This is a genomic window from Dyella soli (assembly GCF_054482295.1).
In genome coordinates this window covers 241,338-254,717 of the sequence record NZ_JBTFFU010000001.1, presented here as the reverse complement: position 1 = coordinate 254,717, position 13,380 = coordinate 241,338, and the positions used below count along the sequence as shown (strand labels likewise).

Sequence of the window (13,380 nt, the reverse complement as noted above, 5' to 3'; positions counted from 1 at the left end):
ACACGGGAAACCGCCATGGAATCGGCATGGCCCGCCCCTGTCGTTTGACGCAAACTCTTTCGACGTGGCCCGACTCTGTCGCCGTGGCGAAGAAGCCAGGCCCCATCCCGGCGGGCTCAGCCCACCGGCACGCGCACCCAGCCTTCCATCAGCACGCGTGCGCTTCGGCTCATGATCGCCTTGGTGACTGTCCACGTATCGTCAACCAGCGCCGCCTCGGCACCCACCCGCAACGTCCCCGACGGATGGCCAAAGCGCACCGCCTGCCGCTCACCACCGCCAGCGGCCATGTTCACCAGCGTGCCGGGAATGGCCGCTGCCGTACCGATGGCCACGGCCGCCGTACCCATCATCGCGTGGTGCAGCTTGCCCATCGACATGGCGCGCACGAGCAGGTCGATGTCGCCTGCGGTCACGGGTTTGCCGCTCGAAGCAACGTAGTCGGCCGGCTTGGCGACGAAGGCCACCTTCGGCGTGTGCTGGCGCGTGGCGATCTCGTCGAGCGATTTGATCAGACCCATGCGCAGCGCACCGTGCGCGCGAATGGTCTCGAACATCGCCAGTGCCTTCGCATCGCTGTTGATGGCGTCCTGCAGTTCGGTGCCGCTGTAGCCGATGGCGGCGGCCTCGACGAAGATCGTGGGAATGCCGGCATTGATCATGGTCGCCTTGAGCGTGCCCACGCCCGGCACCTCGAGGTCGTCGACCATGTTCCCGGTCGGGAACATGGCGCCGCCGGCGCCCTCTTCCTCGGCGGCCGGATCCATGAATTCCAGCTGCACCTCGGCGGCCGGGAACGTCACGCCGTCCAGTTCGAAATCACCCGTTTCCTGCACCGCGCCGTCGGTCATCGGCACATGGGCAATGATCGTCTTGCCGATATTGGCCTGCCAGATGCGCACCGTGGCGATGCCGTTGCGCGGCACGCGCGCCGCGTCGACCAGGCCACCGGCAATGGCGAACGGACCGACCGCCGCCGACAGGTTGCCGCAGTTGCCGCTCCAGTCGACGAAGGCCTTGTCGATCGCCACCTGGCCGAACAGGTAATCCACGTCGTGACCCGCGCGACTGCTGCGGGACACGATCACCGTCTTGCTGGTGCTGGAGGTGGCGCCGCCCATGCCGTCGATCTGCTTGCCGTAGGGATCGGGGCTGCCGATCACGCGCATCAGCAGCGCATCGCGAGCCGTACCCGGCACGCGTGCCGCCTCGGGCAGGTCATCGAGGCGAAAGAACACGCCCTTGCTGGTGCCCCCGCGCAGGTAAGTGGCGGGAATGCGGATCTGGGGAAGCTGTGGCATGTGTGTTGTCCTGTTTTTACCGGGCCCCGCCCGCGCGCAACGCGCGAACAGAGTCACAAGCGCAAGGTGATACTAACTGGGCGCCCCAATGAACCCGTCATTCCCGCGAAAGTGAGAACGACGGGCAAGAGTTGACGCCCTCATTGGGTAGACAGCGGTCAGGCCGCCTGCGACGCTTCGAGGAAATCCTGCGCGAAACGCTGCAGCACGCCACCTGCGTCGTAGATCGACACTTCTTCGGCGGTGTCCAGGCGACAGGTCACCGGTACCTCGAGGCGCTCTCCGTTCTTGCGATGGATGACCAGCGTGAGGTCTGTGCGCGGCGTGCGTGCGCCGACCACGTCAAAGGTCTCGGTGCCGTCGATGCCGAGCGTCTTGCGGTTCGTGCCGGGCTTGAACTCCAGCGGCAGCACGCCCATGCCGATCAGGTTGGTGCGGTGGATGCGCTCGAAGCCTTCGGCCGCGATCGCTTCCACGCCGGCCAGCCGCACGCCCTTCGCCGCCCAGTCGCGCGACGAACCCTGCCCGTAGTCGGCGCCCGCGATGATGATCAGCGGCTGCTTGCGATCCATATAGGTCTCGATCGCCTCCCACATGCGCATCACCTTGCCTTCCGGCTCCACGCGCGCCAGCGAACCCTTCTTCACTTCGCCATTGACGACGGCCATCTCGTTGAGCAGCGTCGGGTTGGCAAAGGTGGCGCGTTGGGCGGTGAGGTGATCGCCGCGATGGGTCGCGTACGAATTGAAGTCCTCTTCCGGCAGGCCCATCTTCGCCAGATATTCACCCGCCGCGCTGTCCAGAAGGATCGCATTCGACGGCGACAGGTGGTCGGTGGTGATGTTGTCACCAAGCACCGCCAGCGGACGCATGCCCTGGAGCGCGCGCTCGCCCGCGAGGGCACCCTCCCAGTACGGCGGACGGCGGATGTAGGTGCTCTGCGCGCGCCAGTCGTACAACGGCGCGGCACTCGTACCGGTGCGGCCGGTGCGCGCAAACATCGGCTCGTAGACCTGGCGGAACTGCTCGGGCTTGACGCTGGAGGCAACGATGGCGTCGATTTCCTCGTCCGACGGCCAGATGTCCTTGAGCGTCACCGCCTGGCCATCGGCATCGACGCCGAGCACGTCCTTCTCGATGTCGAAACGGATGGTGCCGGCGATGGCGTAGGCCACCACCAGGGGCGGCGAGGCGAGAAACGCCTGCTTGGCATACGGATGGATACGGCCGTCGAAATTGCGGTTGCCGGACAACACGGCGGTGGCGTACAGGTCGCGGTCGATGATCTCCTGCTGGATCGCCGGATCGAGCGCGCCGGACATGCCGTTGCAGGTGGTGCAGGCGAACGCGACGATGCCAAAGCCGAGCTTCTCCAGCTCGGGCAGCAGGTTCGCTTCCTTCAGGTACAGCTCCACCGCCTTGGAACCGGGCGCGAGCGAGCTCTTCACCCACGGCTTGCGCGTGAGGCCACGCACGTTGGCGTTGCGCGCCAGCAAGGCCGCCGCGATCACGTTGCGCGGATTGCTGGTGTTGGTGCAGCTGGTGATGGCCGCAATGATGACGGCGCCATCGGGCATCTGGCCCGGCTGCTCGGTCCACTCACCCGCAATGCCGCGCGCGGCGAGATCGGAAGTCGGCAAGCGCTTGTGCGGGTTGGACGGGCCGGCCATGTTGCGCACGACCGACGACAGGTCGAACGTGAGCGTGCGCTCGTATTGCGCGTTCGCCAGCGTGTCGGCCCACAGGCCCGCGACCCTGGCATAGGTTTCCACCAGCTTCACCTGCTCGTCGCTGCGGCCGGTGAGGCGCAGGTAATCGGTGGTCTGCTTGTCGATGAAGAACATCGCCGCGGTGGCGCCGTATTCGGGCGCCATGTTGGAAATCGTCGCGCGATCGCCCAGCGTCAGGCTGGACGCGCCTTCGCCGCGGAACTCCAGGTACGCGCCAACCACCTTTTCCTTGCGCAGGAACTCGGTGAGCGCGAGCACGATGTCAGTGGCGGTGATGCCGGGCTGGCGCTTGCCGGTGAGTTCGACTCCGATGATGTCGGGCAGGCGCATCCATGAGGCGCGGCCGAGCATCACGTTCTCCGCTTCGAGACCACCGACGCCGATGGCGATCACGCCGAGCGCGTCGACGTGCGGCGTGTGGCTGTCGGTGCCGACGCAGGTATCGGGATAGGCCACGCCGTCCTGGACCTGGATCACCGGCGACATCTTCTCCAGGTTGATCTGGTGCATGATGCCGTTGCCCGGCGGGATGACGTCGACGTTCTCGAACGCCTTCTTGGTCCAGTTGATGAAGTGGAAACGGTCCTCGTTGCGACGATCCTCGATCGCGCGGTTGCGGGTGAACGCATTCGGGTCGAAGCCGCCGCACTCCACCGCCAGCGAGTGGTCGACGATCAGCTGCACCGGCACCACCGGATTCACCTTGGCCGGGTCGCCGCCGCGCTCGGCGATGGCATCGCGCAGGCCGGCCAGATCCACCAGCGCCGTCTGGCCGAGGATGTCATGGCATACCACGCGCGCCGGGAACCACGGGAAATCGTGCTCGCGCTTGCGCTCGATGAGCTGCCTGAGCGACTCGGTGAGGATCGCCGGATCGCAACGACGCACCAGGTTTTCGGCGAGCACGCGCGAGGTATACGGCAGCGTGTCATACGCACCTGGCTGGATCGCATCCACGGCGGCACGCGCATCGAAATAGTCCAGCGACGTGCCGGGGAGGGATTGGCGGTAGACGGTATTCATAAATATCAGGAACCCTGGAGATTAACGCCCGACGGACCGCAGGCCGACACTCGGCGCGCCCCCGTTGCTCGATCGACAGGTGCGGACTGTCTCGTGGGCCATCGACGCGCACGCCCGGGCGGATGGGTTGGCACCCGGCGCGTGTCCCGACGGCTGAATTTCCCGTGCTGGCGACCGCGGCGAGTGTCTAACCCGTCACCAGGGCACGATCGAGAAATCGCACTATCTAGCTCGCGATTGTAACGCACGCCTCCCGGGCGTGACCCGGCCGGAACCTGCGTTCGTACCCCCCAAAACGATGGGGCGCCATGCACACCGCCGGCTCCATCGGGCCTGCCCGTCACGCGCCTGCGCAGGGCGTGCGACAGCCACACGGCGCCCGCCACGCGGCTGCCGCCAATATCGTTGTAAAACAGACGACTGGGGAGAGCGGCAGCGACAGCGTTGCTTGTGCCGCGCCCATGGGTGCGGGCGCAAGCCTTTCTGCCGACGCGTCCGGCTTGACTGGCATGCATGGCGGCATCGAGAATGCGCAGATACTGATCCCAAAAGGGAGTAGTTCGGGGTACGGCGTCCTGCGTACCCTTCCGGTGGTCGTCATCACGAGCGGAATCCCGCTCCGGTCACCGTGGCGGCCCTGCCGTGAACGAGACTTTTGCAGTGATGACGGGCCGCGCGTGTCCGTCGTTGCTGCAAAGTCCGACGCGCAGAGAGCCCCTCATGGAACTCACCGATTTTCTCTCCGGCCTGTTTGCCATCATCCTGCTGGACCTCGTGCTGGCCGGCGACAACGCCATCGTGATCGCCCTGGCGGCGCGCAACCTTCCCAGACAGATCCAGACCAAGGCCATCGTCTGGGGCACGGTCGGCGCCATTGCGGTGCGACTGGTGCTCACCGGCATCGTCGTTTACCTGCTCGAATTGCCTGGCCTGATGCTGGCGGGCGGCGCGCTGCTGTTGCCGATTGCATGGAAGCTGCTGAAGCCGGATGCGCAGGCTCCGCACGAGGTCGATCCGGCAAGCAGCTTCTGGACCGCCATGCGCACGATCATCGTGGCCGACGCACTGATGGGCCTGGACAACGTGCTCGCCATCGCCGGCGCCGCCAAGGGCCACATGGTGCTGGTGGTCATCGGGCTGGCCATCAGCGTGCCCCTGGTCGTGTGGGGATCGACGCTGATCCTGCGCCTGATCGAACGCTTTCCCATCGTCGTGTATATCGGTGCCGCCGCCATCGCCTGGACGGCCGCACGCATGATTTCGCACGACGGACTGCTGGCGCCGTGGTTCGATCAACATGACTGGGCCACCTATGCGCTCGATATGCTGCTCGTGGTCGGTATCTGCGGAGGCGGCTGGCTGGCCAATCGAAGGCGACTGCGTCGCCGGATCGAAACCTGAGGCGATCGCCGCGGGTCGGCGACACGCCACCGCCATTCCCCGGAGACACGACACATCACGCGGCATGACCCGCCGGGCGCATGCCGCAAGAGGGTCCCAGATCCCGATTTCCGCTGGCGGCCCCAACGCGTGCCGATGGATCAGTACATCATCGGCACGCGCACGGTCACGGTGGCGTCGGGCGTATCGCGCGTGACACCGATGCCCAGCGTGAAGTTCAGCGTGCGCTTTTCATTGAAGCGCCAGGAGCCACCAAGCAGCAGCGTGCCGAGCACGTACTTGCTCGAACCGGGCACGGTCTTGTTGTTCTGCTTGGTCGGGCCGACCCAGCTCTGGTCGTAACCGATACTGATGGACGCCTTTTCATTGAGCCCAAGGCCCATGCCGATGCTGATGTCGGCCACGTTGCCCACTTGCACCTTGCCCAGGTTTTCCTTGCCCGAAAGCAGCAGGTTGCGGGTCACGTTGTCGCGCGGGAAGTTGTACAGGTAACTGACGTTGCCGAAGAACACCGCCGGATCGGAGGGATACAGCCAGGTGACGCCCGGCTGCAGCGAGTAGAAGCCGGAGCCCGTCGGCAAGGTCAACGGCAGGCCGGTGCCCGTCGCTTCCAGCCCGGGCTGCCCGATCACGTTTTCCACGCAACGCTGCACGCAGTCGGTAGTGACTTCAAACGGATCCTTGCCGGTGCGCGACTTGAAACGCAGCCAGCCAACGTAGAAGGCCTTGTCCGGCCCGCCCACGTTGAGCTGGTACCGCGCGGTGGCCTCGACATCGCCGATGCCGCTGCCGCTGGCGGCAAAGGCCCTGTCGGTGGCCGATCCCGTGAAGAGTTCGCGGCTGATGGTATCGGTGTGCGTATACACATAGGGCACGCGCACTTCCAGTTCGAGGCGACTGGTCAGGCCGTAACGTACCGCCAGGGCGCCGGTCTGCGTGGTGGTCTTCACCTGCCGGGCGTCGATGAGGCCGATCAGGATCGCGGGAATCACCGTGTAGCCGATGAGATCAACGCGATTGACCGACGAATAGCCGAACTGATACGCCGGTTCGAACACCCACTTGCCCTTGGGTGTCAGCACGCCGGGCTGCTCGAAGATCGGCGCCACTTCCGGCGGCCGCGTATCGGGCTGCGGCGCCTGCCCCACCGGCTTGGTGGGCGTATCGGCGGGTTCCGGTGCACTGGCGGCCAGTTCGGCGGCCGCCGGCATCGGCAGCGCTGACACGCCGGGGCCCGCCGCTGCCACGCTGCCGGCGCGCTGCTTGTCCAGCACATCCATGCCCACGGCATGCCGCAATGCCCGATAGTCGGCTTCCTGCGCAGCCAACGCACGCTTCATGACGTCGAGCTGCTCAATTTGCGCGGAGATCTGGCTGCGCATCGCATCGATGCGCTCGCCCTGCTCGGTCACCTGCTTGCGGATGTCGGGTGAGACGCCAGCCGGATTGGCAGCGGACGCCGCGGAAGATCCCGCTGGCGCTGTCGCTGCGGCCGCCGCTGCGATGGCCGGTGCTGGTGCTGGTGCTCGTGTCGATACGGGCGTGGCTGCCGGTGTCGCTGCGGGCGTCGCTACGGACGCCGCTGCGGATGACGCTACAGGCGTCGCTGCCGGTGCCGCTGCCGGTGTCGCTGCGGGCGTCGCCACGGGCGCTGCTGGGGATGCCGCTACAGGCGTCACTGCGGGTGTCGCTACGGGCATCGCTACAGGCATCGCTGCGGGTGTCGCTGCGGGTGTCGCGGCGGGTGTTGCCGAAGGTGGGGCGGCGGCCGCCACCGTCGGTGGCGGTGCGGGTGTCGGTGCGGGTGTCGCCGCAGGTACCGCTACCGGTGCAGGTATGGGGGCTGGCACCGCTGGCGCGGTGATCGACGCGCTCCCCGCGGGTGCGTCCGGGCTCTTTTGGGCGGCCACCGGAAGGCCAAGGAACACCAGGCCGGCACACCCGGTTGAGCAGAGATATCGCCACGTTAGGTTTCGCATCATGCTTCCTCATGAATCATGGTTCGATGTCGTGGTCTTCGAAGCGCAGCCGCCGGGCCCTCGCACGCCAAGCACTCCGCCGTGGCTAGTCCACGGCGGAGTACCAACGGGCGAGTGCACTATTCATTCGTCAATGCCCCAGGGATTGCACCAAAGCGGATTGCAAAGTGTTTTGCAGATTCATCGCACGGAACAACTGCAGCGAATTCACCGATGCGTTGAGTGTTGTCAGTGCCTGGATATTCTGGTTGTTCAGGCTGTTCTGGATGACGGTTGCGCCACTGGCCTGGCTGAAAGCCCGCGGATCGATGCTGTTGCCCGGCCCTACCTGCACCACGTTCGTGGTGTTGAGCGCCGCTGCCACGGCACTGGCCTGGTCGGCGGTGATATGCCCGATGTCGGGGATGTTGAAACTGGTGGAGGCAACCAGATTGCCGTTCACGTAGACCGCGCGATCGAACCCGAACGAGGCGACCAGTCCGTTGCCGAGGTCGACGCCACCGCGCATCGCGTCCAGCGTGCTTGCATTGACGGGTGTCCAACCGGCCACGTCGGCCAGTTGCAGGTCGCTGACATCGTTCAAGGTCTGCGGTAGCGACGGAGATGCGTCCGTCGCGCTGCTGGCGGCTACCGTGGTCACGTTCGCCGGTACGGCGGGCGCTGACGTCGGCGCGGGCGCGGCAACCGTCGCAGGCGCTGGCGAGGCCACCGCAGCCGTCGCGGGCGCAACAACAGTCGCCGCCACTGGCGCGGCCACCGGAGGCGTCACGGGCGCAACAACCGTAGCCGCCTCTGGTGGCACCACCGGAGTCGTCGCGGGCGCGGGAACCGCAGCGACTGCTGGCGCGGCCGCCGGAGTCGTCACGGGCGCAGCAACCGTCACGACCGCTGGCGAAGCCGACGGAGTCGTCACGGGCGCAGCAACCGTCGCGACCGCTGGCGAGGCCTCCGGAGTCGCCGCAGGCGCGGCCGGCTCAGGAGCCGGTTCGGTCGGAGCAACCACTGGCAACGACACCGCCGTGGCTGGCGCCGATGGCGCGACCTGCGGCGCGTCCTGCGCCAGCGCACCGTGCGCCCACAGGCAGCCGAGGCAACAGACCGTGCCCACGCCGGTGAGACGAATACCAGGCTTCATCGCGTTGCTCCTCACAAATCCTCCGGACCGCGTTTCGGCATGGTTATGTTGTAAAGGCTGCCGCGATCGATGCCGATGCTGAGGGCCGCCTGAGGCGCCGCCCTCCAGTCACTCGGGTTGTTGAACACCGCCAGGTCGCGGCGGTTGTGAATGACGAATACCAGGCCATTGGTCCACGCCGCCATGAACCGGCTCAACGGCACCGCGCGGGTACCCAGCGCGGGATCGCCGACGAGCACACGATCGTTGGCCATGCCCTTGATCACCACGAAATGGTGATAGCCCCTTTCGTCGACCAGCACGATGGCGGGCAGCTTCTCCTGGCTCAGCTTGGCAAGCGGCACGCGGAAGCCATCGGCCTGGAAGCCGTTGGCTGCGAGGAATCGCTTGATGTCGAGCATGGAAAAGCCCTCCCGGTTGATCTTGGCCTGATCACCGTGGGCATACATCTCTTCGAAGGCAGCCTGCTCGCTGACCGGGTAGCCGTACTGATAGGTCAGCAGCGTCGCCACCGCGGCCGAGCCGCAGCTGAAGTCGTACTTCTGACGGATGGTGTTGCGAAAGCGGGCTTCCTTGATGCTGGTCAGATGCAGCGTATAAGTCTCGCCCTGCACCCCCACCACGCCGACCGGCGTCGCCGCATGCCCTCCCATCGGCAGCGCCGCCATCAGGACCAGCAGCGCCACCTTCCTGCTCATGGCTTGAATTGAACGTTGACGACGGTAGCGTTCTGGATCAGCACATTGCTTCCCGAATTCTGGATCACCATCGGGATGCCGGCCGCGCCGTTGAACGAGTTGCCGTCAATGAGGTTGTCGCCTGAAATCACGTGATCGGCGGTCGTGTTGTTGACCGTCCCGTCCAGCGTGGTGTTCTGCTTGATGTTGGTACCACCGCTCGCATTGGCAAGCGTTTCGTTGTCGGCGCTCTGGCCAAGTCCGTCCGCGGACGCAGCCCCTTCACCTTTCGTCGCGGCCGCGTAAACCGCCAGTGGCGAGCCCTGGCCGCTTTCGATGTATGCCGCCGGAATCTGGCCGTCCTCGGCCCACACTGCCGCGGGTAACGCGACCGCGCCCAGCGCGACCACTCCCACCACCCACCTGACGGAACGCATAGCCCTATCTCCCTTAGCCTTGCAAACCACGTTGCACCTGCACTCGGCTGCGTTGCGGACTCACCACCTCAGCGTGCCATCGCGCAGATGCGGAAGGGCACGGTGGAGCGCAAGCGCCCCACCGTGCCGGGTTGCTACTACTCAGTGACCGAGGTTCAGGTTGGCCTGGACATTCACACTCTGCTGAAGCAGCGATGCCTGACCGCTGTTCTGCGCGATGATCGTCACGCCCGCGGCAGCTGCCGCAGCGCTGTTCATCTCGTTGTGCATGTCGAAGGTGCCAGCGTCGGCATAGGACATCCCGCCTGCGCCGCCTGCTGCACCCGCACCACCCGCGCCTGCACCACCGGTGCCTGCGCCGCCCGCGCCACCTGCCGCACCTGAGCCAGCCGTCGACGATGCTGAACCGCTGGTGCCGCCCGTCGAGGTTGCTGCGCCGCTGGTATTGGTGGCGGTGCCACCCGTGCCAGCGCCGCCTGCCCAAGTACCATTACCGCCCGTTGAGGTGCTGGTGTTGGTGCCGTCGCCCCGTGCACGTGCATGTGCACTGGCGTAGTTATCACCGTCGCTGTCGCCGCCCCAGGCATTGGCACTGCCCTTGGCGGAACCAGAGTCGGCGCCGCTACCGCCGGCATGACCGCTGCTTGCACGGGCGTTGCCACCGTCGCCGCCCGATCCGCCACGACCACCCTCACCCTTGCCGCCAACACCCTTGCCGCCGTTACCGCCACGGCCGCCATTGGCGTCGCCATAGTTCTTTGCGACGTTGCCGATGTCATGCACATAGACATCCGACACTTCGCCGCTAAGCGTGCTGTTGGCTACGGCATTGCTGATATTGAAGGAGTCGGCGATTGACGAGGTTGCCGTTCCGCCGTTGTTTGCTGCGGCAGCACCCTGACCTGAGGCGTCGGAACCACCGGAATTGAACGCATCCGTGAAGGTCTTGGTATGCGTGCTCGAGTCGGTCTTGGTAATGGTCTTGCTATGTGTACTGGAGTCCGTCCTATTGGTGGTGAGCGTTCCTGAATTGTCGCTGTTGTCGTCTGCGAAGGCGGGGAGTGCCAACCCCAGGCCCAGCACGATCGCTGTTGCGATAAGAGTCTTACGCATAGTCATTACTCCTGGAACGATGCGGTGACCCCCTGTGTTGCTGGAGTTGCCGATCCAGCATGTTCTGATCGCAACATGCGTGCCACTACGCCGCATTGCCCGTTCACGCTACTGAAGCGTACAAAATCAGTTGCTTGGGGAGACTCATGGCCACTGATTCTGGCTCCGGTCAGGCATGTCAAAGACCGATGTGATTCAAACCTGTTACACCCCTCTGCACGAACATCCCCGGCAGGCCGACATAAAGGATCGAACATGAGCCGCTCAATCATGGTGTTGCAGGACATTGCGTGCACTGACTTTCGGAGTGAATCGGGTGTATCAGTTGTGTAACAGCCCTGCACACAAAACGATAGCAATGTCGTACAGGGTCCTGAACCGTAACGAAAGACAAAAAAAAGAGGGAGCCACTGGCTCCCTCCCGTTACACCCTGAAAATGACAGGTTTCAGCGCTTTTCCATCGGCACGTAAACCTGGTCTTCGGGACCGGTGTAGTTGGCGCTCGGGCGGATGATCTTGCCGTCTTCGCGCTGTTCGATCACGTGCGCGCTCCAGCCCGAAGTACGGGCGATCACGAACAGCGGGGTGAACATGGCGGTCGGCACGCCCATCATGTGATACGCGCTGGCCGAGAACCAGTCGAGGTTGGGGAACATCTTCTTCTGTTCCCACATCAGCTTCTCGATCTTCTCGGACACATCGAACAGCGTCGGGTTGCCGCCTTCGGTGCAGAGCTTGCGTGAAACTTCCTTGATGATTTCGTTACGCGGATCGGACACGGTGTAAACCGGGTGGCCGAAGCCGATGATGATTTCCTTGCGCTCGACGCGGGCACGGATGTCGGCCTCCGCCTCGGCGGCGTTGCGATAGCGGGCGATGATCTCCATCGCCACTTCGTTGGCGCCGCCATGCTTCGGGCCGCGCAGCGCGCCAATGGCGCCGGTGATGGCCGAGTAGATGTCCGAGCCGGTGCCGGCGATGACGCGTGCCGTGAAGGTCGACGCGTTGAACTCGTGCTCCGCATACAGGACCAGCGACTTGTCCAGCGAATGCGCATGCAGCTCGCTCGGCTTCTTGCCATGCAACAGGTGCAGGAAGTGGCCGGCGATGGATTCGTCCTCGGTTTCCGTCTCGATGCGCTTGCCGTTGTGGCTGAAGTGGAACCAGTACAGCAGCATCGAACCGAAGCTGGCCATCAGGCGATCGGCGATGTCACGCGCGCCGGTGACGTTGTGGTCGTCCTTCTCCGGCAGCACGGTGCCGAGCACCGAGGCACCGGTACGCATCACGTCCATCGGATGGGTGGCGGCCGGCAGCAGCTCCAGCGCGCTCTTCACCGGGGCAGGCAGGCCGCGCAGGCGCTTGAGCTTGGCGCGGTACGCATTGAGCTCGGCCCAGTTGGGCAGCGCGCCGTGCACCAGCAGGTAGGCCACTTCCTCGAAGCAACCCTTGGCCGCCAGGTCGTGGATGTCGTAGCCGCGATAATGCAGGTCGTTGCCGCTGCGGCCGACCGTGCACAGCGCGGTATTGCCCGCGGCCACGCCGGACAGGGCGACGGATTTCTTCGGCTTGGGAAGGGTTTGTTCAGTCATTCGGACCATCTCCTGGAGACACGTACTGCATCAGACATGGGCGGCAGCGGGCTGCCGCCTGGGTTCGTTGGACGGACGATCAGGCCTTCTTGGCGAACAAATCGTCCAGGCGGCGCTCGTACTCGTGGTAGCCGATGCGGTCGTAGAGCTCTTCGCGCGTCTGCATCGTGTCGATGACATTGCGCTGGTGACCGTCGCGGCGGATGGCGGTGTAGACGTTCTCGGCCGCCTTGTTCATGGCACGGAACGCCGAAAGCGGATACAGCACGATGCCGACGCCGGCGGAGGCGAGTTCCTCCACGCTGAACAGCGGCGTCTGGCCGAATTCGGTGATGTTGGCCAGCACAGGTACCTTCACCGCGTCGACGAAACGGCGATAGGTCGGCAGGTCGTAGGCCGCCTCGGCAAAGATGCCATCGGCACCGGCCTCGACACAGGCGATGGCCCGCTCGATGGCGGCGTCCACGCCGTCGACGGCGATGGCGTCGGTGCGGGCGATCAGGAAGAAGTCGGCATCCGTCTTGGCATCGGCGGCGGCCTTGACTCGGTCAGCCATTTCGCCCACCGGGACGATCTCCTTGCCCGGACGGTGGCCGCAACGCTTGGCGCCGACCTGGTCCTCGATGTGGCAGGCCGCAGCGCCGAACTTGATCAGGCTCTTGACCGTGCGCGCGATGTTGAACGCACTGGGGCCAAAGCCCGTGTCGATGTCCGCCATCAGCGGCAGGTCGCACACGTCGGTGATGCGGCGCACATCGGTGAGCACATCGTCCAGGGTGTTGATGCCCAGATCCGGCAGACCGAGCGAGCCGGCCGCGACGCCACCGCCCGACAGGTAGATGGCGCGGTAACCGGCGCGCCTGGCGAGCAGCGCATGGTTCGCGTTGATGGCACCGATCACCTGCAAGGGGTGTTCGGCCGCGAGGGCGGCACGAAACTTCGCGCCGGGGGATGCGATCTGGGCCATGGAACCTCCGCGTAAAACAGCGAT

Annotated in this window: 11 protein-coding genes; 2 read left to right on the top strand and 9 right to left on the bottom strand. The window is 65.3% G+C overall.

The annotated features are described in order from the left end of the window. Positions 1 to 116: 116 nt before the first annotated feature. On the bottom strand, positions 117 to 1,301 hold the full coding sequence (gene prpF, locus ACXU4B_RS01200) for a 2-methylaconitate cis-trans isomerase PrpF (protein ID WP_131406978.1): 1,185 nt from the start codon (positions 1,299 to 1,301) through the stop codon (positions 117 to 119). A gap of 158 nt (positions 1,302 to 1,459) precedes the next feature. Further along, positions 1,460 to 4,054, bottom strand: a complete 2,595-nt coding sequence (gene acnD, locus ACXU4B_RS01195; protein ID WP_131406976.1) for a Fe/S-dependent 2-methylisocitrate dehydratase AcnD — start codon at positions 4,052 to 4,054, stop codon at positions 1,460 to 1,462. Positions 4,055 to 4,774: 720 nt separating this feature from the next. Here acnD and ACXU4B_RS01190 point away from each other — a divergent pair. Further along, positions 4,775 to 5,455, top strand: coding sequence for a TerC family protein (locus ACXU4B_RS01190; RefSeq protein ID WP_131406974.1), 681 nt, complete (start codon positions 4,775 to 4,777; stop codon positions 5,453 to 5,455). Between the two features lie 140 nt (positions 5,456 to 5,595). On the opposite strand, the gene ACXU4B_RS01185 is transcribed toward ACXU4B_RS01190, so the two are convergent. Next, complete coding sequence (locus ACXU4B_RS01185; RefSeq protein ID WP_240733979.1) at positions 5,596 to 6,867, bottom strand: acetate kinase; 1,272 nt, start codon at positions 6,865 to 6,867, stop codon at positions 5,596 to 5,598. A gap of 17 nt (positions 6,868 to 6,884) precedes the next feature. On the opposite strand from ACXU4B_RS01185, the gene ACXU4B_RS01180 reads away from it, so the two are divergent. Continuing rightward, a complete protein-coding gene (locus ACXU4B_RS01180; RefSeq protein WP_165583102.1) occupies positions 6,885 to 7,319 on the top strand; it encodes a hypothetical protein in 435 nt (144 codons plus the stop codon). Between the two features lie 245 nt (positions 7,320 to 7,564). Here ACXU4B_RS01180 and ACXU4B_RS01175 read toward each other — a convergent pair whose 3' ends face one another. The 6 genes from ACXU4B_RS01175 to prpB form a co-directional block, all read right to left on the bottom strand. Then, entirely contained in the window at positions 7,565 to 8,569 is a 1,005-nt protein-coding gene (locus tag ACXU4B_RS01175) for a hypothetical protein (protein WP_131406972.1), read from the bottom strand. Between the two features lie 11 nt (positions 8,570 to 8,580). Beyond that, positions 8,581 to 9,255, bottom strand: a complete 675-nt coding sequence (locus ACXU4B_RS01170; RefSeq protein WP_458910824.1) for a C39 family peptidase — start codon at positions 9,253 to 9,255, stop codon at positions 8,581 to 8,583. An 8-nt stretch (positions 9,256 to 9,263) separates the two neighbouring features. After that, a complete protein-coding gene (locus ACXU4B_RS01165; RefSeq protein WP_458910823.1) occupies positions 9,264 to 9,683 on the bottom strand; it encodes a hypothetical protein in 420 nt (139 codons plus the stop codon). A 141-nt stretch (positions 9,684 to 9,824) separates the two neighbouring features. Then, complete coding sequence (locus ACXU4B_RS01160; protein ID WP_205746489.1) at positions 9,825 to 10,796, bottom strand: hypothetical protein; 972 nt, start codon at positions 10,794 to 10,796, stop codon at positions 9,825 to 9,827. A gap of 447 nt (positions 10,797 to 11,243) precedes the next feature. Next, positions 11,244 to 12,389 (bottom strand): bifunctional 2-methylcitrate synthase/citrate synthase, encoded by a 1,146-nt coding sequence (gene prpC / locus ACXU4B_RS01155; RefSeq protein ID WP_131406968.1) that lies wholly within the window; start codon positions 12,387 to 12,389, stop codon positions 11,244 to 11,246. A gap of 79 nt (positions 12,390 to 12,468) precedes the next feature. After that, entirely contained in the window at positions 12,469 to 13,356 is an 888-nt protein-coding gene (prpB, locus tag ACXU4B_RS01150; RefSeq protein ID WP_131406966.1) for a methylisocitrate lyase, read from the bottom strand. Positions 13,357 to 13,380 lie beyond the last annotated feature (24 nt).